The sequence below is a fragment of the Streptomyces sp. NPDC127108 genome, assembly GCF_042677545.1.
Lineage (GTDB): Bacteria > Actinomycetota > Actinomycetes > Streptomycetales > Streptomycetaceae > Streptomyces.
This window is the reverse complement of the sequence record NZ_JBHXTE010000031.1, coordinates 22,409-42,833: the sequence shown is the minus strand read 5'-3', so window position 1 is coordinate 42,833 and position 20,425 is coordinate 22,409. Positions and strand designations below refer to the sequence as shown.

The 20,425-nt window shown below is 70.2% G+C and carries 20 protein-coding genes; 18 read left to right on the top strand and 2 right to left on the bottom strand.

Annotated elements, in window-relative coordinates:
* From ACFVHO_RS25090 to ACFVHO_RS25035, 12 genes are all read left to right on the top strand, one after another.
* Positions 1-372: a DUF6188 family protein gene (locus tag ACFVHO_RS25090; protein WP_385718689.1), complete on the top strand. Its 372-nt coding sequence runs from the start codon at positions 1-3 to the stop codon at positions 370-372.
* Positions 373-736: 364 nt separating this feature from the next.
* Positions 737-1,696 carry a hypothetical protein gene (locus ACFVHO_RS25085; protein WP_385718686.1) on the top strand — a complete coding sequence of 320 codons (960 nt, stop codon included), beginning with the start codon at positions 737-739 and terminating at the stop codon, positions 1,694-1,696.
* 106 nt (positions 1,697-1,802) lie between these two features.
* Complete coding sequence (gene cpaB / locus ACFVHO_RS25080) at positions 1,803-2,513, top strand: Flp pilus assembly protein CpaB (protein ID WP_385718684.1); 711 nt, start codon at positions 1,803-1,805, stop codon at positions 2,511-2,513.
* A gap of 66 nt (positions 2,514-2,579) precedes the next feature.
* On the top strand, positions 2,580-4,286 hold the full coding sequence (locus tag ACFVHO_RS25075; RefSeq protein WP_385718681.1) for a CpaE family protein: 1,707 nt from the start codon (positions 2,580-2,582) through the stop codon (positions 4,284-4,286).
* 221 nt (positions 4,287-4,507) lie between these two features.
* Complete coding sequence (locus ACFVHO_RS25070; RefSeq protein ID WP_385718678.1) at positions 4,508-4,840, top strand: TadE/TadG family type IV pilus assembly protein; 333 nt, start codon at positions 4,508-4,510, stop codon at positions 4,838-4,840.
* A gap of 5 nt (positions 4,841-4,845) precedes the next feature.
* The gene (locus tag ACFVHO_RS25065) at positions 4,846-6,186 is read left to right on the top strand and encodes a CpaF family protein (protein WP_385718676.1); all 1,341 of its coding nucleotides are present in this window, start codon (positions 4,846-4,848) and stop codon (positions 6,184-6,186) included.
* 58 nt (positions 6,187-6,244) lie between these two features.
* Positions 6,245-7,192 (top strand): type II secretion system F family protein, encoded by a 948-nt coding sequence (locus tag ACFVHO_RS25060; protein WP_385718673.1) that lies wholly within the window; start codon positions 6,245-6,247, stop codon positions 7,190-7,192.
* A gap of 112 nt (positions 7,193-7,304) precedes the next feature.
* Complete coding sequence (locus ACFVHO_RS25055) at positions 7,305-8,195, top strand: DUF5936 domain-containing protein (RefSeq protein ID WP_385718670.1); 891 nt, start codon at positions 7,305-7,307, stop codon at positions 8,193-8,195.
* Positions 8,196-8,479: 284 nt separating this feature from the next.
* The gene (locus ACFVHO_RS25050; protein WP_385718858.1) at positions 8,480-8,677 is read left to right on the top strand and encodes a hypothetical protein; all 198 of its coding nucleotides are present in this window, start codon (positions 8,480-8,482) and stop codon (positions 8,675-8,677) included.
* Positions 8,674-9,291 (top strand): pilus assembly protein TadG-related protein, encoded by a 618-nt coding sequence (locus tag ACFVHO_RS25045; RefSeq protein ID WP_385718855.1) that lies wholly within the window; start codon positions 8,674-8,676, stop codon positions 9,289-9,291. Before ACFVHO_RS25050 ends, ACFVHO_RS25045 begins: the two co-directional genes overlap by 4 nt.
* A gap of 32 nt (positions 9,292-9,323) precedes the next feature.
* Entirely contained in the window at positions 9,324-9,941 is a 618-nt protein-coding gene (locus ACFVHO_RS25040; protein WP_385718667.1) for a hypothetical protein, read from the top strand.
* Positions 9,942-9,943: 2 nt separating this feature from the next.
* On the top strand, positions 9,944-10,597 hold the full coding sequence (locus ACFVHO_RS25035; protein ID WP_385718665.1) for an OmpA family protein: 654 nt from the start codon (positions 9,944-9,946) through the stop codon (positions 10,595-10,597).
* Between the two features lie 53 nt (positions 10,598-10,650).
* On the opposite strand, the gene ACFVHO_RS25030 is transcribed toward ACFVHO_RS25035, so the two are convergent.
* Positions 10,651-11,445: an SAM-dependent methyltransferase gene (locus tag ACFVHO_RS25030; RefSeq protein ID WP_385718662.1), complete on the bottom strand. Its 795-nt coding sequence runs from the start codon at positions 11,443-11,445 to the stop codon at positions 10,651-10,653.
* A gap of 263 nt (positions 11,446-11,708) precedes the next feature.
* Between ACFVHO_RS25030 and ACFVHO_RS25025 the strand changes: the two genes are divergently transcribed.
* Together ACFVHO_RS25025 and ACFVHO_RS25020 are read left to right on the top strand one after the other, a co-directional pair.
* Positions 11,709-12,488 carry a class I SAM-dependent methyltransferase gene (locus ACFVHO_RS25025; protein WP_385718659.1) on the top strand — a complete coding sequence of 260 codons (780 nt, stop codon included), beginning with the start codon at positions 11,709-11,711 and terminating at the stop codon, positions 12,486-12,488.
* An 89-nt stretch (positions 12,489-12,577) separates the two neighbouring features.
* Complete coding sequence (locus ACFVHO_RS25020) at positions 12,578-13,015, top strand: winged helix-turn-helix transcriptional regulator (protein ID WP_385718655.1); 438 nt, start codon at positions 12,578-12,580, stop codon at positions 13,013-13,015.
* Between the two features lie 726 nt (positions 13,016-13,741).
* On the opposite strand, the gene mgrA is transcribed toward ACFVHO_RS25020, so the two are convergent.
* Positions 13,742-14,779: an L-glyceraldehyde 3-phosphate reductase gene (mgrA, locus tag ACFVHO_RS25015; RefSeq protein ID WP_385718652.1), complete on the bottom strand. Its 1,038-nt coding sequence runs from the start codon at positions 14,777-14,779 to the stop codon at positions 13,742-13,744.
* A gap of 164 nt (positions 14,780-14,943) precedes the next feature.
* Between mgrA and ACFVHO_RS25010 the strand changes: the two genes are divergently transcribed.
* The 4 genes from ACFVHO_RS25010 to ACFVHO_RS24995 all read left to right on the top strand — a co-directional run bounded on the left by ACFVHO_RS25010 (position 14,944) and on the right by ACFVHO_RS24995 (position 20,304).
* The gene (locus ACFVHO_RS25010) at positions 14,944-15,705 is read left to right on the top strand and encodes an isoprenyl transferase (RefSeq protein ID WP_087885707.1); all 762 of its coding nucleotides are present in this window, start codon (positions 14,944-14,946) and stop codon (positions 15,703-15,705) included.
* A 297-nt stretch (positions 15,706-16,002) separates the two neighbouring features.
* A complete protein-coding gene (locus tag ACFVHO_RS25005) occupies positions 16,003-17,325 on the top strand; it encodes a PhoH family protein (RefSeq protein ID WP_385718649.1) in 1,323 nt (440 codons plus the stop codon).
* 443 nt (positions 17,326-17,768) lie between these two features.
* Positions 17,769-18,527: a transglycosylase SLT domain-containing protein gene (locus ACFVHO_RS25000; RefSeq protein WP_385718646.1), complete on the top strand. Its 759-nt coding sequence runs from the start codon at positions 17,769-17,771 to the stop codon at positions 18,525-18,527.
* A gap of 178 nt (positions 18,528-18,705) precedes the next feature.
* Entirely contained in the window at positions 18,706-20,304 is a 1,599-nt protein-coding gene (locus ACFVHO_RS24995; protein ID WP_385718643.1) for an AI-2E family transporter, read from the top strand.
* Positions 20,305-20,425 lie beyond the last annotated feature (121 nt).

Here is a 20,425-nt window from a genome sequence, read left to right as displayed (position 1 = left end):
ATGAATCTGAACCTTCAGGGTCAAGCGGTCGCTCGTGTCTGCTTCGATGCGGCTCTCACGATCCTGACCAGTGGGGATTGTGAACTGCGTGTCGAGACTGAGGCGCTTCTTGAGGTGGCGGCAGGGGAGCACGTTTCTTTCGATCCGGAATCGCCGGACGTTGCTGCGGTCCATCTCGTCCGGTTGGTCCGTGACGTGATTGCTGAAGCTGAGGTGGGAAGAGCCGGAGATCTCGTGATCAAATTTGAGAGCGGAACGGCACTGACCGTCAGGGCGAATGATGACTATGAGGCTTGGGGGCTTGGTGGGCCGAAGGGGAGGCGAGTGACCTGTATGCCTGGCGGGGAGATTGCAGTGTGGGGCGGGGCATGACATTCGGGAGCGGCTGGAAAGCTTGACCCTCATATGCAAGAGCAGTCTGTGGCCCCGGCGGAGTTCCTGGCGGGGCCACAGAACGTCTGACGGGAGTACAGGACGTCAGGTCGTTGGTGCGGGCAGGAGGGTCACCGGTGCGGGGCGCCGACCTGTCGGCCACCCGCGCCTACGCTCCCGATCTTCCGTCGGCTCAATGCTCCGCGCCCACTCCTGACAGCGGAGCCTCACGACAACCCGGAGGTGAACAGTGCGAAGTTGGGTGTTAGCCGGGGCCCCGCGTGGATATGGTGCACAGTCAGAGGCGCACGTGAACGCTGGCGTGCGGACGGGAGCGTGAGGACTCGGAGCCGGGGGTGTGCGCATGCCGACCGCGATAGCCGTCACCAGCCCCGAGCTGGTGCTGCCCTCGCCCGACCGGCACACCCCGACCGCCGCCGTCCTGCAGAGCGCCGTGCAGGCCGCGCGGGCGCACGCGGGCAAGGGGTACGCCGCCAAGTCGGCGGCCACGAAGGTCTCCACCAAGGCGTCGGCGAAGGCGCAGGGGCCCCAGGCGCAGACCCTGGACCAGGCCCTCACGGAGATGCACACCCTCATCGAGCACCACGGCTATGTGATCGTGCTGTGCCCGTCCTCCGCCCCGCCCGCCGTCCTGCACCGGCTGCATGCCATCCGGTCGGTCCTTGAGAGCGACCGCATCGCGCTCGTGCGCAGTGACCTGCCGCCCCTCGGGCTCTCCGTCCTCGCCCTGCAGCTGCGGCAGTTGTCGATCTGCGACTTCAGCCCCGGCGTGCTCGCCTGCGCCGCCCGGCTGCTCAGCCACTACATCTACGCGGGTGCCCTCCTCGGCTCGGTCGCCAAGCTCGACCGGGTCCCGGTGACGCTGCGGTCGCACACCAAGTCATGGGTTCCGGGAGCGCAGTTCGCGGTACTCGCCGCGCCGCGGCCCGAGCTGGTGAAGGTGGGCGGCGACGGGCTGCCCGCCGGGCCCGGGTTCAGCACGAAGCTGCTGTACGCGGCCGGGCAGCTCGCCCCCGACTGGGTCGTGGACACCCTCGCGCCCGCGTGGAACGTCCAGGGCTGCGTCGACGTGGAGCTGTCCGCGGACTCGCCCCGCTGGTGGGCCACCGGCAAGCTCGTCGAGTTCGCCGCGGCCATCCCGGACATCTCCGTGCTCTACCAACTGGTGTCGTCCGTGCGGAGGGAGGACTGCCACTGGTGCGGTCTCGAACTCATCGGTGACCGCTGCGCGTTCTGCGCCGCCCCGATGCCACCGGCCGCGCCCGAACCGGCAGTGCACGCCCTGCCCCGCGGCGGGACCTAACGCCGCACCCGCTCGCGTACCCACGCGTCCGACACCCACGCACCATCCCGCTCACTGTCCGTAGCCACACGCACTCGCTGCACGAACGAGGTAGGTAGTCCGGCCCATGAACTCACGCCAGCGCCGAGGTGTCATCCTGCTGGTCCTGTCGGTCCTGTGCGCGCTCGGCGCGTTCGCCGGGGTGCTCTCGGTGATCCGCGACGTGAACTCCAAGGTCGGGCCCGAGGTCGAGGCGTACGAGCTGAAGCGGGACATCGCGCCGTACAAGGAACTGGAGCCGGACCAGTTCAAGAAGGTCGAGATGCCCGAGCGGTGGCTGTCCGACAACGCCGTGACCAACCTCCGGGAGATCCGCGGGAAGATCGCCGTCACGCAGCTGCGCAAGGGGTCGCTGCTCCAGACCGACATGATCGTGAAGCGGCCCCGACTGGACCCCGGGCAGCAGGAGATCGCGATCATGATCGACGCGGCGACAGGGGTGGCGGGGAAGATCACGCCCGGCTCCACCGTCAACATCTACGCCACCTTCAAGGCCGAGACCGACCGCGGCAAGGACCAGTCGAAGGTCATCGTGGAGGGCGCCAAGGTCATCGACGTCGGGAAGCTGACCGCCCTCGACGGCGACCGCGACGACCGCAACCGCCGCCGCGCGGACGAAGCCGTGCCGATCACGTTCGCCCTCGACACGCGGGACGCCCAACGCGTCGCGTACGCCGAGTCGTTCGCCTCCCATGTGCGGCTCGCCCTGGTCGGGCAGGGCGGCGAGGCCGACGTGCCGCGCGGGGACCGTACGTACACCCTGGACGAGGACAAGTAAGGGGAGCAGGCCCATGAACGTTCCCGCTCAGCACACCCGCCGGGTCCGGCCCCGGGGAGGCCGCGCGTGATCACCCGCATCCTGCCCGCCGTCGGCGACGTCGACGCCGCCCGCGCCCTCACCGGCCTCGCCGCGCAGCTCCCCGACGCCGAACCCGCCCCGCCCGTCGCCGACTCCACGGCGCTGCTCGACACCCTGGCCCGGCTCGCCGCGACCTCCCTCGACGAGCTGCCCGAGGTCGTCCTCGTCCACGAACGCATCGCGCCCGTGCCCGCCCTCGACCTGATCCGCGACCTGGTCCTGCGCTTCCCCGCGGTCGGCGTCGTGCTCGTCACGGCCGACACCAGCCCGGCCCTGCTCACCGCCGCGATGGACAGCGGCGCCCGCGGCATCGTCACCTTCCCGCTCGGCTACGACGCCCTCGCCGAGCGGGTGCAGGCCGCGGCGGCCTGGTCGAGCGGGATGCGGCGCCACCTCGGGTCGAGCGCCGTCGAGCTGTACGGCGGCGGGCCCGGCGCGGCCGTCCCCGGCGGCGGCCAGGTCGTGGCCGTCACGGGCGCGAAGGGCGGCGTCGGCACCACCCTCGCCGCCGTCCAGCTCGCCCTCGCCGCCCAGGCCTCGGGCCGCAGCACCGCGCTGCTCGACCTGGACCTCCAGTCCGGCGACGTCGCCTCGTACCTGGACGTGCAGTTCCGCCGCTCCGTCGCCGACCTCGCCACCATCAGCGACATCTCGCCGCGCGTGGTCCAGGACGCCGTGTACGCCCACGAGACCGGCGTCGGCCTGCTGCTCGCCCCGGCCGACGGCGAGCGCGGCGAGGAGATCACCGACCGGGTCGCCCGGCAGACGGTCAACGCGCTGCGCGGGCGGTACGACGTCGTGGTCGTCGACTGCGGCACGTACGTCACGTCCGCCACCGCCACCGCCGTCGAGATGGCCGACCAGGCCGTCCTCCTCGTGACCCCCGACGTGGTCGCCGTACGCGCCGCCAAACGCATGGTGCGGCTCTGGGACCGGCTCCAGATCCGCAAGGCCGAGGAGACGGTGACGGTCCTCAACCGCGCCGCCCGCGGCTCCGAGATCCAGTCGTCCCTCGTCTCCCGCGTCACCGGCACCCGGGCGGCCCGCACCGCGGTCCCCGACGCCCCCAAGGAACTCCAGGCCCCCGTCGACGCGGGCCGCCTCCAGGACCTCGACAGCAAGTCGACGGTCAAGCAGGCGCTGTGGGGGCTCGCGGGTGAACTGGGGCTTGTGGAGCCGGAGTCGGCGGGGCACGGGCGGAAGGGTGGACGGGGGACGCGGCGGCTCGGGAAGTCGGAGCGGGGGCGGGGGGACGGCGCTGGAGCCGGGCCCGGGGCCGGATCCGGGGCCGGGGCCGGTGTCGGCAAGGACGGGCTGCGGTCCGACCGGGGTGCCGTCACTCTCGAATTCGCCGGGATGTTCCCGCTGGTCCTGACCGTCATCGGGCTGCTGTGGCAGTGCGCCTTGTACGGATACACGTACTCGTTGGCCGGGAACGCGGCCGACGAGGCGGCGCGGGCCGCGACCGCCGCGTACGCCGTGGACGGTGGCGGCCAGGGTGCCTGCGAGGCCGCCGGCAAGGAACACCTCCCCGGGGCCTGGCAGGACGCCGACATCTCCTGTGCGCCGGTGGGCGACGTGGTCGAGGCCACCGTCAAGGTGAAGGTGCCGCTGTTCTTCCCCGGGGTGGAGACGGGGTGGTCCGTCGACGCGAAGGCGGGGGCGGCGCGTGAGGGGGAGGACTCGCCGTGAGGGGCGTGCGTCGGCGTACGCCTGTCGCCCTGGACCGCGGTTGCCCCGGTGCGGCGGGGCGGGGGTGGCTGTCCGCGCGCCCGGCCGCCGGAGCGCGTCTCCGCACCCGGGTCACCGGCCCCCGCCCTCCGAGACGCCCGCACGCCCCGAGACGCCTGCATGCCCCGAGACGTCCGCACGCCCCGAGACGCCGCCGCCCCTACGACGACGCAGGCGTCTCCATGCTCGAATTCGCCGGGTTCCTCCCCATCCTCCTCATCATCGGCATGGCCGCGATCCAGCTCGGCCTCGTCGGCTACGCCGCGAACCAGGCGGGCTCCGGGGCACGGGCCGCCGCCCGGGTGGCCTCGCAGGGGGAGGGCGGCGGGGAGGCGGCCGGGCACGCCGCCATGGACGGCGGGATCGACGCCGACGTGAGTGTCAGCGAGGGCGGCGACACGTCGAAGGCGACCGTCGTCGTCCAGGTCCCCACCCTCCTCCCCTTCATCGACACCGACTGGACCGTCGAGAAGTCCGCGACGATGCCCAACGACGACCCCGAGGCCGGAGGCTGACCCGGATGAGCCTGAGAGCCCGTATCGCCTCGCCCGCCGACGCGGTCACGCCCGACCGCGACGAGGGCCTCGTGGCGACGTACCGCGCGAAGCTCCTCGAAGAGATCGACCTCGCCGAGATGTCGTCCCTCTCCGCGGCCGACCGCCGAGCCCGCCTCGAACGCGTCCTCAACCACATCATCAGCCGCGAGGGCCCGGTCCTCTCCTCCTCCGAGCGCGCCCACCTGGTCCGCCGCGTCGTCGACGAGGCACTCGGCCTCGGCGTCCTGGAACCGCTCCTCGCCGACGCCTCCATCACGGAGATCATGGTCAACGGCCCCGACTCGATCTTCGTGGAGCGGGCCGGACGTGTCGAACAGCTCCCCCTCCGCTTCGCGTCCGAGGACCAGCTCATGCAGACGATCGAACGCATCGTCTCCACCGTGAACCGCCGCGTCGACGAGTCCAACCCCATGGTCGACGCCCGCCTGCCCACCGGCGAACGCGTCAACGTCATCATCCCGCCGCTGGCCCTCACCGGCGCGACCCTCACCATCCGCCGCTTCCCGCGCGCGTACACGCTCCCCGAACTCATCGGCCTCGGCTCGCTCGACGAGCACATGCTGATGCTGTTCGCCGCGTTCGTACGGGCCCGCTTCAACATCATCGTCAGCGGCGGCACCGGCTCCGGCAAGACGACCCTCCTCAACGCCCTCTCCGGCCTGCTCCCCGCCCACGAACGCATCATCACCATTGAGGACTCCGCGGAACTCCAGCTCCAGCAGGACCACGTGATCCGCCTGGAGTCCCGCCCCCCGAACGTCGAGGGCAAGGGCCAGATAACGATCCGCGACCTGGTACGCAACTCCCTGCGCATGCGCCCCGACCGCATCATCGTCGGCGAGGTCCGCGGCGGCGAGACCCTCGACATGCTCCAGGCCATGTCCACGGGCCACGACGGCTCCCTCGCCACGGTCCACGCGAACACCGCCGAGGACGCCCTCACCCGCCTCCAGACCCTCGGCTCCATGTCCGAGGTCCAGGTCCCCTTCGAAGCCCTGCGCGACCAGATCAACTCGGCCGTCGACGTCGTCGTCCAGCTCGCCCGGCACGCCGACGGCTCCCGCAAGGTCGCCGAGATCGTGCTCCTGGTCAGCCACGGTCGCCAGCAGTTCCGCATCGCGCCCGTGACCCGCTTCGTCCCGCGCCCGGTCGGGCCCGACCGCATCGTCCACGGCTACTTCGAGCACCTGCCGCTGCCGCGCCCCGTCGCGGAGAAGCTGTACGTGGCGGGGGAGCCGGTGCCGCCCGCCTACGGCGTGGCCGAGGCCATCGACGTACTGAACACGAGGGAAGCGATCGGCTGATGGACAAGCACACGAGGGACGCCTCGGGCGCCTGGGACGCGAAGGAACTGACCGGCTGATGAACAACCCCACGCTGCTGGCCCTGGGCGCCACGCTCCTCACCGGCACGCTGGCCGTCGCCGGACTCCAGACGTACGCCTCCGGGCGCGCCCAGCGCCAGGCCCTGGAGGACCGCCTGACGGGCGAGGGCACCCGACCGGCCCTGGAGGGCGGCGGCCGCGTCCGCCGCTTCACGGCCGTGGACCGCCGCCTGCGCCGCACGCGCCTGGGCCGCGAACTCCAACTCCGCCTCTCCGCGACGGGCCTGGACCTGACCCCCGGCGAGTTCTTCACGTACGTCATGGCGGTCGTCGCCGCCCTCTGGCTGATAGCGGCCGCGTCCCTGGCCCCCTTCTTCGGCCCCATCGCCGGGATCGTGGCCGTCTGGAGCGCGGTCATCTTCCTCAACTGGCAACGCCAGAAACGCATCGAGGCCTTCATCAACCAGCTCCCCGACGTGGCCCGCATCCTCGCCAACGCGACGGCGGCGGGCCTCGCCCTGCGCACGTCCCTGGCAATGGCGGCGGAGGAACTGGAGGCCCCCGCGGGCGAGGAACTCTCCCACGTGGCGCACCAGCTCACCCTCGGCCGCTCCATCGACGACACCCTGGAGGAACTGGCCCGACGCCTCCCGTCCCGGGAGTTGATAGTGCTGGTAACGACGTTGGTCCTGTCCAACAAAGCGGGCGGATCCGTCGTCAACTCCCTCCGCAACCTCACCCAGACCCTGGAGGACCGCAAGGAGACCCGGCGCGAGGTCCGCACGATGCTCTCGGAGGTCCACGCGACGGCGTTCACGGTCCCGCTCCTGGGACTGGGATCGCTGCTGCTGATCAACTCGTCGAACGAGGGCGCCCTGGAGCGCGTGACCGGCTCCCCCCTCGGCCAGACCCTGATCCTGATCTCGCTGGGCCTCTACGCCGTGGGCTTCTTCGTGATCAGGCGCTTGGGAAAGATCGAGGTGTGAGGGTGGACGTCGGACGTGTACGAGGGGGGCTGGGGCTCTTCGCCCGAGGGGAGTCGGGGTTCTCCGCCCGAGGCGACTTGGGGCCCTCCGTCCGAGGGAAGCTGAGGCTCCGATGACCGCACTGCTCCTCGCCGCCCTCATGGGCCTGGCCGTCGCCGGCGCGGCACAGGGCATCCGCATGTACCGCGCCGAGGCGAAACTCCCGGCCGACCTCGCCGTAGCCCTGGAGGTGGGCGCGTCCCGCGTCTCGGTCGCGGGCGGGGCGGTGGACCGCCTGGGCATGCGCTTCGCGCCACTCGTCCTGCGGCTCATGGGCCCGAAGCGGGTGACGGCGAAGCGCCGCCGCATCGACATGGCGGGCAACCCGGGCGGCCTGACGATCGACCGCTACGCGGCGCGCCGCGCGGTGTACGGCATCTTCGGCCTGGTCCTCGGCCTCGTCTTCCTCACGAACTCCCAACCCCTCTTCGCGGCCATGACCTTCGTCTTCGGCGCGGTAGCGGCGGACGCCCTGATCTGGCAGGCGGTACGCGAACGCCGCGAGGTCATCGACCGCACGCTCCCCGACTTCCTGGACGTCCTCGCCGTGGTCGTCTCCGCGGGCCTGGGCTTCCGCCAGGCACTGGACCGCGTGGCCGAGAAGTACGAGGGCCCGTGGGCCGACGAACTCCGCATCACCCTCCGCCAGATGGACATGGGCGTAAGCCGCCGCCAGGCCTTCGACGAACTCCGCAAACGCAACGCGTCCGAACAGGTGGCCCAGTTCGTCTCCGCCCTCCAACAGGGCGAGGAACTCGGCTCCCCCATCGCCGAAACCCTGATCCAACTCGCCACCGACATGCGCCGCACCGACGCCCAGAACTCCCGCCGCCGGGCAGCGAAGACGATCCCGAAGGCGACGATGGTGACGCTCGTCTTCATGCTTCCGGCGACGATGATTCTGATCGCGGCGGGCATGTTCCTCGGGTCAGGGTCGGACTTCGGTTCGATTTTGGGACGGTGAGGATCGTCAAATGACTTCCTGCATGGTTTCCCGCATGACTTCGCGCATAGCCGCGTGCCGGGCGAGGCTGGAGCAACGCACGGGGAGGCGCGCGCGGAGGCGGACCGCACCGCGAGAATTACGCCAACCTTTCAGCGTCGGCTCAAGCCGGTTGCGCAAGGCGCCTCTTGGGGCAGTTGATGTGTCGTACGGTGCGCGCGTGCGCGTGATCGGTCAAGTTGTCGGTTTCGGGTGGGAGAGAAGGGTCGTCCGTCATGCTGAAGGATCGCGTGCTGGGAGCGTGGATGACGTGGACGCAGGCGGTGGCTACCAGGGTCCGGGTGACTCGGGGGAGCGAACGGGACCGGGGAGCGGGGTTCGTGGAGTACGCGGGATTGATGATTCTCATCGCGGGAATCTTCGTCCTCATCGACGGACTGGGACTGGACGGCCAGATCTCCGGAGCCATTCAGGACGCCGTGTCCGACGTCATTGGCGGCTGAGGCGCGCTCTACTCCACAGCGACAAGGGCGGAACACTGCCGCTCTACATCTGGCTGACGGGGATTCTGCTCTTCGTGTCCCTGGCGTTCTTCGCATTCGCCCAAGCCGCGTCCGCGCGCAATGGAGCCCAATCAGCCGCGGACGCGGCGGCATTGGCGGCAGCGCAGGACGCCCGTGACGAGATGGTCGAAGGGCTGGGCGACGCCATCGAGGCGGGCGAGGGGGACGAGTGGCTTGACTGGCTCCTGGGCGACATGGTCGCCGATGACGGAGCGGGGGGTGCGGCGGACTCGCTGGCGGCCGACAACGACGCACACGTGACGGGATTCGACACGGCAGAGGTCAACGGCTATCCGGGCTTCCGCGTGGAGGTCACCACCAACTACACCGTCGGCGATTCGATCATTCCGGGCACGGAGGGACAGCACGCGCGGGCTGACGCGACCGCTGTCATCAAGCCCCGTTGCGACCTGGCTCGGTCAGCTGACCCGGAGAAGGCGGTGGAGTTCGTCTGCGACGGCGATGATGCCCCCATCGTGATCGACCCGGACGACTTCGACCTGGACGATCTCCCGGACTCGTCGACACTCTTCTCGGTACACCTGGCCAACTGACAAGTGAGCAAAGAGAGAAGGAAGCCGTAGCGATGATACTTCGGCGCACCAAGAAGACTCGCAGGGCAATGACCGCGGCTGCGATCACGACTGGGCTGGTCCTCGCGGTGGCTGGCTGCGGCGGCAGCGACGGCGGAGGTGACGAATCGAAGGACTCCGACAAGAAGAACACGTCCTCGGGCACCTCCAACAACGACACGGGTGGTGACGACAAGGGGCAGGAGGAACAGCAGCCCCAGTCCTCCGACGACGTGCTGGCCGAGGTCAAGGGTGAGGAAAGCATCACGCTGACCGTCAAGTCGGCGGTTCGTGACGAGGGTGGCTTCGTCACGGTCTCCGGCACCGTCACGAACAACGGAAGCCGCTTCTTCGCAGCGGCCAACTGGCGTGGTGAAGAGCGTGAGTTGAACAAGAACGGCTCGTCGGTGGCAGGTGCCAACCTTGTCGACGGCAAGGGCAAGAAGCGCTACCTCGTACTGCGAGACACCGAAGGCCGCTGCCTGTGCACCAAGTTCACCGGTGGCGTCAAGCCGGGGCAGACCAGTGAGTGGTACGCGCAGTTCCCCGCCCCGCCCGAGGGGACGACCGCGGTGAACTTCCAGGTCGGCGCGATGCCGCCCGCGCCCATCGAGATCTCCGAGGGCGAGTAGCCATGACCCGCTCCCGATCCCTGGCCACCGCGACAGTCACCACCCTCAGCGCCTTCCTCCTCCTCGCCCCCGCCCCCACGGCCTGGGCCGACGACGACGATCCCAGCGCACCCCCCGGCAGCACCAGCACCTCCCCACCCCCCAAAGTCGACTCCAACAGCCCCGGCCTGAAGCTCGCCGACGGCGCCACCCTCGCCCCCGCCAAGGTCCTCGACATCAAGTCCGTCGTGGAGGACATGGGCGGCGAGGAGCGCCGAGAGGACACCAACACGGACGTGAAGTTCGCCCTCCAAGCCGAGGTCCTCTTCCCGAAGGACAGCTCCAAGCTGAACCCGGAAGCGGCGGCCCGCATCAGGGCGATCGCCGAGGAGGCCAAGGTCCAGAAGGCCACGGACGTGCGCGTCTTCGGATTCACGGACAACCTCGGCTCGTACGGCCACGGCAAGAAGCTCTCGAAGGAGCGAGCCGAGGCGGTCCACGACGAACTGGCGACCCACCTGGGTCCAGAGGTCACGTACGCCGTGCGCGGCTACAGTGAGGACTATCCGATCGCGGACAACGGGTCCGAAGAGGGGCGGAAGAAGAACCGCCGCGTGGAGGTGTCCTTCCCGAGGGGCGGCGCGTCGGGCGACGTCTCGGCGGAAGGCGGCGGCTGAGGCGGCCTGCGCCACGCACGCCTCCAGGGCGCGCCGCCCCGCCTACGGACCGTTTAGCCCCGCGTCCGCCCCACGCCGCCGTACCCCATCACCTCGGTGACCTCCGTGGCATCGTCCGGCCGCCACTCGAAGAGCGGCACGAGACCGGGCTCGACGAGATCCATGCCCTCGAAGAACGCCAGCAACTGCTCGATGGTGCGCGGCTGGTAGGGCAGCGCTCCGGGCGCGGCGGAGTAGACCTCGCACGCGGCGATGATCGTGGGCGTGGGGATGTCGTGGCTGAGCATGAGGCAGCTGCCGGGGGCCAGGGGTTCGAGGAGGCGGCCGATGAACGCGTGCGCCTCGTCGTCCGAGAAGTGCCCCAGAACGCTGCTGAAGGTCAGCATCACGGGCTTGGTGAGGTCGAAGCGCTCGGCGGCGTGGGTCAGGACGGTGTCGGTGTCGCGCATGTCGGTGTCGATGTAACCGCTCAGGGGCGGGTCCTGGTATGCGCTCTGGTGGGCCAGGACGACGGGGTCGCTGTCGACGTACAGCACGCGGGCGTCCGGCTGGTGCCGGCTGACGATGTGGTGGATGTCGGGCGCCAGCGGCAGACCCGCGCCCAGGTCCAGATACTGCGTGACCCCCGCCTCGGCCGCCGCCCAGCGGACGGTCCGGCGCAGGAACTGGCGAGCCGAGCGGGCGTCCGCGGAGATGCCGGGCGCGACCTTCTCCACCGCCTCGACGGCCTGCCGGTCCCGCTCGTAGTTGTCCTTCCCACCCTGGGCCGCGTTCCAGAACCGCGCGCTGCTCACCTCTCCGTCATCGGCCGACGGCAGTCCGGAGTGGTCGACTGTGGGCTCGCCCATGGATGGACTCCTCAGAGATCGTTGGCAGGAAACCGGACCCGGACCAGGTTCCCGCGCTGGCACAGATGTCTAGTCATGAGACTACGTTCGGTACGGGGAAGATCCCAGCGATCTCCCGTTCCCGGCAAGCCAGTTGGTGTTCGGGCGGCACTTCACAGCAGGTGCGCCGTCGGACAGCCAGTGGAGCGGCCGGTAGCAGGACGCTCGCCCGACACCCCACAAACGCATGGCCTGCCCGATGACCAGATGCCTACGATCACCCCATGACCACCCCCACGTCCCCCGCATCCCCCACGTTCGACCAGCTCGTAGCCGAAGCCGAAGCCGCCCCCACAGAAGGCTGGGACTTCTCCTGGTTCGAGGGGCGGGCCACCGAGGCGCGGCCCTCGTGGGGGTACGCGCGGGCCATGGGGGAGCGGCTCGGGCGGGCCGGGGCGGCGCTCGACGTGCAGACCGGTGGGGGTGAGGTGCTCGCCGCCGCGCCCGTGCTGCCGCGGCTCGCCGTCGCCACCGAGGGGTGGGCGCCCAACGTCGCCAAGGCCGCAGCCCTGCTGCACCCGCGCGGCGTGGTCGTCGTGGCCTCGCCCGAGGACGCGCCGTTGCCGTTCGCGGACGGGGTGTTCGACCTCGTCACCAGCAGGCATCCGGTGACACCGCACTTCGACGAGATCGCCCGCGTGCTGCGGCCCGGCGGGACGTACTTCGCCCAGCACGTGGGGCCGAGCAGTGTGTTCGAGGTCGTCGAGTACTTCCTGGGGGAGCAGTCCGAGGAGGTCCGGGGCGCGCGGGATCCGGAGGGGGAGCGGGCCGCCGCCGAGGCCGCCGGGCTCGATGTCGTCGCGCTGCGCGCCGAGCGGCTGCGGATGGAGTTCCACGACATCGGGGCCGTCGTCCACTTCCTGCGGAAGGTCGTGTGGATGGTGCCGGGCTTCACGGTCGACGCCTACCGGCCGCGCCTGCGCGAGCTGCACGAGCGGATCCGCGAGGAGGGGCCCTTCGTCGCCCACAGCACCCGGCATCTGTTCGACGCGGTCAAGCGGTAGCTGCGCCGTCAAGCGGCCGTCACCCGTTCGGCGGTACTGTCGGTTCGGTAAGTGAGCCGGTGGAGCCCGTACGCGGACGAGGAGTTGGCATGGCGCATCGCAAGGGACCGTACCTCTGCGGCCTGGACGCGGCCGTCGATGTCGTCGGCGGCAAGTGGAAGCCCCTGATCCTGTGGGCTCTGTACGCGGGTCGTACGCTCCGCTTCGGTGAGCTGCGGCGGCACGTGCCCGGCGTCAGCGAGAAGATGCTCATCCAGCAGCTCCGCGAGATGGAGGCCGACGGCATCGTGCACCGCGAGGTCTACCGCGAGGTGCCGCCCAAGGTCGAGTACTCCCTCACCGAGCTCGGCGAGACCCTGAACGCGGCGCTCGAACCCCTCGGCATCTGGGGCGACCGGCACATGGAGCGGCTGGTGGAGCGGCACGCCGAGAAGACCGGCGGCAGCGGGGAGAAGAAGAGCGGGGAGGAGAGCGGGGAGAGGAGCCGGGCGAAGAAGGGGGACGGTGTCGCCGTCCAGTCCGCCTGAGGCGACCCCGCCCCGGTCCAGTCCGCCTGAGGCGACCCCGCCCCGGTCCAGTCCGCCTGAGGCGACCCCGCCCCGGTGTGAATGGGGACAAAGCGGCAAGGCCCCGCCAGTCGATCCCGCATCGTTATGCGAACTGGCTCGATTCCGTCCCACGCCTCCCGTAAGTTCAGACCAACGCTAATTCGCGTGAGCAAAGCTGCGCGGGCGGTGCCGCGCAGTGGAGGGGGCTGCGCGGCCTCGTGCACCCCTCGAAGGCCCCTTCTTCCCGGCCTTCACCCGGCCGCCGCTCCACCTGGAGCCCACCGGTCCCCGGCCCCGCCCCGCCGCCGTCAAGCCCGCTCCCCTCGCCCGCGTCACCCTTCGGGAGTACCCGCCCCCGGCGACCGGATCCCGCCGGGAGGGCCGAAATCCGGTGGGAGAACAGGCTCAGCCAGTTGTCGGGCGATTTCGGAGCGTAGTTGTGGCACGCCGATGCACCCCGAACCACTTACGAAGGGTTATGGTGGAAACCCCCCCTCGGGCCGGTCCGTCTCCCCCCCACGGACCGGCCCGTTTTTTGTGCCCGCTTCCGGGCCCGTCCCACGGCGCGCAGTGGGCACCGATTCAGCCCGTCCGGCGCTTGAGGACGAGCGCGCAGCGCGATCGGCGGCGCGCCCGGCCCAGGGCAACCCTCCGGCCCAGGGGACCCTCGGACGCAGGGCACCCCCCAAGGCGCCCCCGCCAGACCTAGGCCCGACCAGCCCAGATGTTCGTCCCCGGCGTCGACACCGCGAACGTGTCGATCTCCGTGAGCTCCGCGTCCGTGAGCTTCGGACCCGAAAGGGCCGCCACGTTCTCCTCCAACTGCTTCACGCTGGAGGCGCCGATGAGCGCGGACGTCATGCGCTCGTCACGCAGGACCCAGTTCAGGGCCAGTTGCGCGAGCGACTGGCCGCGGCGGGCGGCGATGTCGTTCAGGCCATTGAGGCGGCGTACGACCTCGTCGTTGAGGAGCTCCGGGTCGAGGGACTTGCCCTGGGTGGCGCGGGAGCCCTCGGGGATGCCCTTCAGGTACTTGTTCGTGAGCAGGCCCTGGGCGAGCGGGACGAAGGAGATGCAGCCCATGCCGGCCTCCTCCAGGGTGTCGAGCAGCCCGTCGTCCTCGGTCCAGCGGTTGATCATCGAGTACGACGGCTGGTGGATGAGCGGGCGCACGCCCATCTCGCGCAGGAGCCGCGCCGCCTCCGCGGTCTGCTCGCTGTTGTACGAGGAGACGCCGACGTACAGCGCCTTGCCCTGCTGGACCGCCGAGGCCAGCGCGCCCATCGTCTCCTCGAGGGGGGTGTCCGGGTCGAAGCGGTGCGAGTAGAAGATGTCGACGTAGTCCAGGCCCATGCGGGTCAGGGACGCGTCGAGCGAGGACAGCAGGTACTTGCGGGAACCCCACTCGCCGTACGGGCCGGGGTTCATGAGGTACCCCGCCTTGGTCGAGACGATCAGCTCGTCCCGGTAGGGGGCGAAGTCCTGGGCGAAGAGCTTGCCGAAGTTCAGCTCCGCGCTGCCGGGTGGCGGGCCGTAGTTGTTCGCCAGGTCGAAGTGGGTGACGCCCAGGTCGAAGGCGCGGCGCAGGATCGCGCGCTGGGAGTCCAGGGCGCGGTCGTCGCCGAAGTTGTGCCACAGGCCGAGGGAGACGGCGGGCAGCTTCAGACCGCTGCGGCCGCTGCGCCGGTACTCCATGGAGTCGTAACGGTCCGATGCTGCGCGGTACTCGGAGGTGTCGTTCATGAGGACGAAGCTACTTCAGGGAACCGGGACGTGGACCGCACGCGTGTACACACAAGGCCCGGGCCGGAAACGGAAGGCGGGCCGCACCCCGGATCTGGAGGCGTCCGCGCAGCGGTACGCTTTCGCCTTCGGGGACTGCCGTCTGTATGGAGGGGCTGACAAAGGTGAAGCTGCGCGACCTGGTGTACGGACTCTACGCACGCCGGGTGGAAGGCCGCCTCGACCACGACCAGGTGCCCAAGCACATCGGCGTCATCCTCGACGGCAACCGCCGCTGGGCGAAGGCCTCCGGCGGCACCACCGCCCAGGGCCACCAGGCGGGCGCGTACAAGATCGAGGAATTCCTCGGCTGGTGTGCCGAGACGGACGTCGAGGTCGTCACGCTGTGGATGCTCTCCACGGACAACTTCGACCGCCCCGAGGACGAGCTGGTCCCGCTCCTCGGCATCATCGAGGACACCGTCCGCAGCCTCGTCGACGACGGCCGCTGGCGCGTGCACCACGTCGGCGCCCTCGACCTGCTGCCCTCCCGCACCCAGGGTGTGCTCAAGGAAGCGGAACAGGCCACGCACACCCGCACCGGCATACTCGTGAACGTCGCCGTGGGCTACGGCGGCCGCCAGGAGATCGCCGACGCCGTCCGCTCCCTGCTGCTCGACCACGCCGACCGCGGCACCTCCATCGAGGACATCGCCGAGAGCGTCGACGTCGAACAGATCTCCAAGCACCTCTACACCAGCGGCCAGCCCGACCCCGACCTGGTGATCCGGACGAGTGGAGAACAGCGCCTCTCGGGCTTCATGCTCTGGCAGTCCGCTCACTCCGAGTACTACTTCTGCGAAGTCTTCTGGCCGGCCTTCCGGAAGGTCGACTTCCTGCGTGCGCTGCGCGATTACGCCGCGCGCCACCGCCGTTACGGCGGATGACACAGCAGCCCCTTTGAGGTCTCGGTAACCAGGAGTTAACCAACGCGCCGTCATATGCCATGGCATGGCTGCGCTTGTTCGAGGGAATACCACTTGCAGGTCGGCGTCCGATTCACGGACGCCGGATCTCAGCGGACGGCACGGGGCCGTCCGCCCGGGAGGCCCTTTGCACCAGGACGACCGCGCGCCGAGCGCGGACGACAGGGAGGGCCGGTGCTCGGCCCGCGCAGGGTGGCCAGTCACCGGCCCAGTTCCCTCCGTCGCTCCCCGACCTCATCCGAGGGGGTACGTCCTTCCGTGGTGACCAGCACAAAGCGCCAGCAAGGCCGGCGCACCTATGTTCTCGACACCAGCGTTCTGCTCGCCGACCCGAACGCCCTGTCCCGCTTCGACGAGCACGAAGTCGTGCTGCCGATCGTCGTGGTGACGGAGCTGGAGGCCAAGCGGCACCATCCCGAGCTCGGCTACTTCGCCCGGCAGGCGCTGCGCCTGCTCGACGACTGCCGGATCCGCTTCGGGCGCCTGGACGCGCCGATCCCGATCGGCGGCCTCGGCGGCACGCTGCGCGTCGAGCTCAACCACTCCGACCCCGGCGTGCTCCCGGCGGGCTACCGCCTGGGCGACAACGACTCACGGATCCTCGCGGTGGCACGCAACCTCCAGGCGGAGGGGTACGAGGTCACGGTCGTCTCCAAGGACCTGCCGCTCAGAATCAAGGCGTCGTCCGTCGGTCTCCTCGCCGAGGAGTACCGCGCGGAGCTCGCCATCACGGACGCCTCCGGCTGGACCGGAATGTCCGAGCTGACCCTCTCGGGGGAGCAGGTCGACCTTCTCTTCGAGACGGAGAGCCTCTACGTCCCCGAAGTCGCCGAGCTGCCCGTGCACACGGGCCTGACCATCCAGTCCGAGCGGGGGAAGGCGCTCGGCAGGATCTCGCCCGAGGGCAACGTCCGTCTCGTACGCGGCGATCGCGAGGCCTTCGGCATCAAGGGGCGCAGCGCCGAGCAGCGCATCGCGCTCGACCTCCTCCTCGATCCGGACGTCGGCATCATGTCGATGGGCGGACGCGCGGGCACCGGCAAGTCGGCGCTCGCCCTCTGCGCGGGCCTCGAGGCCGTCCTGGAGCGCCGTCAGCACCAGAAGGTGATGGTGTTCCGGCCGCTGTACGCGGTGGGCGGGCAGGAGCTCGGCTATCTGCCGGGCACCGAGGCCGAGAAGATGGGGCCCTGGGCGCAGGCCGTCTTCGACACCCTCGGGTCCGTCGCGGGCAAGGAGGTCATCGAGGAGGTCTCGGCGCGCGGCATGCTGGAGGTCCTGCCGCTGACCCACATCCGGGGCCGCTCGCTGCACGACGCCTTCGTCATCGTGGACGAGGCCCAATCCCTGGAGCGGAACGTCCTCTTGACCGTTCTGTCCAGGATCGGGGCGAATTCACGTGTCGTACTGACCCATGACGTCGCCCAGCGCGACAACCTCCGGGTCGGCCGGTACGACGGAGTCGTCGCCGTCATCGAGAAACTGAAGGGGCATCCGCTCTTCGCGCATGTCACCCTCACCCGGTCCGAGAGGTCGCAGATCGCGGCGCTTGTGACCGAAATGCTGGAGGACGGGCAGATCTGACACCACCTGACACCACCTGACAGGAGGCGACCGAGAGGTCCGTTGGATCTGGGGCATCTGTCCAAGTTCGGTCCCCCTACGGGGTAGTTGGCGCCGCCCGGCGAAGCGAGTGAGCCTAGCCGGGCGGCGTCTTGGTGTGCGGGTGTTTCCGCAAAACTCCTGAGGCAAACGGGGTGTGAGCTTTCACACGCAACGCAGAATTGCCTCGCGGTGTCTCGCTACGGCAGAGTCTGGGTCCTGTCAGGCCCCGCATACGGCACTCCTGTACCCCCAGCGGTACGGAACAACAGAACTTCATAGTGGTAGCCGTATGCCGCCCGAGCACCAAGCGGCGCTCCTGTCCCAGGAGTTGTCCACCGGGCCCGCGCCTCCCGTGACCGATGTACCCAGCGGAGGCCAGCGCCAGGGGCACGATTGCGTCCGCGGGGTCACCTATGCGGGCGATGCTGGAAGGAAACCGTGTGAGCCGGATCTCGGTCCGGGGATTCGCGGTGGCTTCGGCCACTGCGGTCACCACCGTCGGCGCCGTCGTGGGTGTTGCCTCGGGCGACACCCAGTCCTCGAAGTCCAACGACCTCGAGACGACGGCAAGCGACGCGACTCTCCTCGCAGACATACCCGCGGGTCAGCACGCCCAGGTGCAGACCACCTCCGTGGCGCAGCAGGCCGACGCCCAGGCGATGGCCGCCGACACGGCCGCGAAGAAGTCCGCCGCGGAGGCCGCGCGCAAGCAGGCCGCCAAGGACGCCGTAGCCAAGCAGCAGGCGGCCGAGAAGGCGGAGAAGGCCGAGAAGGAAGCCGCCGCGAAGAAGGCCGCGGAGAAGAAGGAGCGTGAGAAGGACGCCGCCGAGTCCAAGGCGAGCCGCTCCTCCGGACGCGACGCCTCCGACTTCGCGCCGCAGAGCTCCTACACCGTCGCGCAGGTCCAGGCGATGGCCCGGCAGATGGTCCCCGCCGGTCAGTTCCAGTGCTTCAGCAACATCGTGAACCACGAGTCGACCTGGAACTACAAGGCCACCAACGCCTCCTCCGGCGCGTACGGCCTGGTCCAGGCGCTCCCCGGTTCCAAGATGTCCTCCGCGGGCGCGGACTGGCGGACGAATCCGGCCACCCAGATCAAGTGGGGCCTGAACTACATGAACGACCGCTACGGCAGCCCGTGCGGTGCCTGGGACTTCTGGCAGAACAACAACTGGTACTGAGGTCTGCGACCGGCGCTGACCAGTAGTGAACAGCGCCGAGATCGCTCTCAACCTTCAAGGACCCCTCACCGTCCTACGGTGAGGGGTCCTGTCCGTGTACGGTCGGTCCGGCAGTCCCCCGGGAAATCCGCGGGGGACTTGGTACGTGGTGGGGCAAGACGGGGGTAGAGGACGGATCATGGCGCGAGTTCCAGGGTGGCGCGGCCGCGTGGGCGGCGCGCTGACCAGGATGGGAGAACGCCTGGGCGCGGACGGCTCCAAGGGGCCGTCGGCGGCGGGCGCGAAGGCCGAGTCCGGCGCCGGGGCGCGGGATGAACCGGCAGACTCGACGCCGTCCGGCGCGGCCGCGTCCGACGCGGGTGCCGCCACCGCCTCCGACAAGAGTCCCGTCGCCGTGGGTGTCCCCGGCAGTGCCCCGGTCGACGGCGTCACCGCTGACGGTGCCGGTGCCCAGGGGAGGCTGTCGCTGCGCAAGCGGTACGCGGACCGGGTGCGGGCCGCCGCTGCCGCCGAGGACGAGCTGGACGGACTCGACGGACTCGACGGCCTGTCCGGCGACAAGTCGGGGGAGAACGGCGCGGCCGACTCCGGCGCCGCCGACCAGGTCCCCGCCCCGCCCGCCTACGCGCCCGACATAGGAGCACGGCCCGACCCCGTCGCCGCCGTGCCCTGGGGCGTGCGGGTCGCCGCCGAGGCCGGCTGGCGGCTGCTCGTCCTCGCCGGGACCGTCTGGGTCCTGATGAAGGTCATCAGCGCCGTCCAGCTCGTCGTCTTCGCGTTCGTCGCCGCGCTGCTCATCACCGCGCTGCTCCAGCCCACCGTGGCCCGCCTCAAGCGGCTCGGGCTGCCGCGGGGGCTCGCCACCGTGTGCACCGCCGTGCTCGGCTTCGTGATCATGGGGCTCGTCGGCTGGTTCGTGGTCTGGCAGGTCATGGAGAACGTGGACACGCTCTCCAGCCAAGTCCAGGACGGTATCGAGGACTTGCGGAAGTGGCTGCTCAACAGCCCCTTCCACGTCACCGAGGACCAGATCAACGACATCGCCAAGTCCCTGCGGGAGGCGGTCGGCGCCAACTCCGAGGAGATCACCTCCGCCGGGCTCGAGGGCGTCACCGTCATCGTGGAGGCGATGACGGGGATCCTCCTCGCCATGTTCTCCACGCTCTTCCTGCTGTACGACGGGCCGCGCATCTGGAAGTGGTTCCTGAAGCTGGTGCCCGCCGCGGCCCGGCCGGGGGTCGCGGGCGCGGGGCCGCGGGCGTGGCGGACGCTCACCGCGTATGTGCGGGGCACGGTGATAGTGGCTCTCATCGACGCCGTGTTCATCGGCGTCGGCATCTACTTCCTCGGCGTGCCCATGGCCGTGCCGCTCGCCGTCTTCATCTTCCTGTTCGCGTTCATCCCGCTCGTGGGCGCGGTGATCTCCGGGGCGCTCGCCGTGGTCGTCGCGCTCGTCACGCAGGGCGTGTTCACGGCGGTGATGGCGCTGATCGTGGTGCTCGCCGTGCAGCAGATCGAGGGACACATCCTGCAGCCGTTCATTCTCGGGCGGGCTGTGGCCGTGCATCCGCTGGCCGTGGTGCTCTCCGTCGCCGCCGGAGGGATGGTCGCCGGGATCGGCGGGGCGGTGGTGGCGGTGCCGTTGGTCGCCGTGACCAACACGGTCGTCGGCTACCTCCGCGCGTACGCTCGCGAGGCCGCGCTCAAGCAGGCCCCTCAGCCCCGGGGCGCCACGGCCTCCGAGCTGGCCCCCACCTCCACGAAACCCGACGCCTGATCTGGCGGGGGCGCCTTGTCCGGTGCGGCTGGGCCGATCCTCCGCCGATCGGCCTGCGGCCTCGTCCTCAAGCGCCGGACGGGCTCTCTCCCACCCACCCGCCCGAACTGCCCGGTCGGCC

Bases quoted from the DNA above. Each gene is read 5' to 3' on its own strand.
- ACFVHO_RS25090 (WP_385718689.1), top strand. From the start codon at position 1: ATGAATCTGAACCTTCAGGGTCAAGCGGTCGCTCGTGTCTGCTTCGAT.
- ACFVHO_RS25050 (WP_385718858.1), top strand. From the start codon at position 8,480: ATGACGTGGACGCAGGCGGTGGCTACCAGGGTCCGGGTGACTCGGGGG.
- ACFVHO_RS25060 (WP_385718673.1), top strand. From the start codon at position 6,245: ATGAACAACCCCACGCTGCTGGCCCTGGGCGCCACGCTCCTCACCGGC.
- ACFVHO_RS25000 (WP_385718646.1), top strand. From the start codon at position 17,769: ATGCTGGAAGGAAACCGTGTGAGCCGGATCTCGGTCCGGGGATTCGCG.
- ACFVHO_RS25070 (WP_385718678.1), top strand. From the start codon at position 4,508: ATGCTCGAATTCGCCGGGTTCCTCCCCATCCTCCTCATCATCGGCATG.
- ACFVHO_RS25025 (WP_385718659.1), top strand. From the start codon at position 11,709: ATGACCACCCCCACGTCCCCCGCATCCCCCACGTTCGACCAGCTCGTA.
- ACFVHO_RS25020 (WP_385718655.1), top strand. From the start codon at position 12,578: ATGGCGCATCGCAAGGGACCGTACCTCTGCGGCCTGGACGCGGCCGTC.
- mgrA (WP_385718652.1), bottom strand. From the start codon at position 14,779: ATGAACGACACCTCCGAGTACCGCGCAGCATCGGACCGTTACGACTCC.
- ACFVHO_RS25035 (WP_385718665.1), top strand. From the start codon at position 9,944: ATGACCCGCTCCCGATCCCTGGCCACCGCGACAGTCACCACCCTCAGC.
- ACFVHO_RS25030 (WP_385718662.1), bottom strand. From the start codon at position 11,445: ATGGGCGAGCCCACAGTCGACCACTCCGGACTGCCGTCGGCCGATGAC.
- ACFVHO_RS24995 (WP_385718643.1), top strand. From the start codon at position 18,706: ATGGCGCGAGTTCCAGGGTGGCGCGGCCGCGTGGGCGGCGCGCTGACC.
- ACFVHO_RS25040 (WP_385718667.1), top strand. From the start codon at position 9,324: ATGATACTTCGGCGCACCAAGAAGACTCGCAGGGCAATGACCGCGGCT.
- ACFVHO_RS25085 (WP_385718686.1), top strand. From the start codon at position 737: ATGCCGACCGCGATAGCCGTCACCAGCCCCGAGCTGGTGCTGCCCTCG.
- ACFVHO_RS25065 (WP_385718676.1), top strand. From the start codon at position 4,846: ATGAGCCTGAGAGCCCGTATCGCCTCGCCCGCCGACGCGGTCACGCCC.
- ACFVHO_RS25055 (WP_385718670.1), top strand. From the start codon at position 7,305: ATGACCGCACTGCTCCTCGCCGCCCTCATGGGCCTGGCCGTCGCCGGC.
- cpaB (WP_385718684.1), top strand. From the start codon at position 1,803: ATGAACTCACGCCAGCGCCGAGGTGTCATCCTGCTGGTCCTGTCGGTC.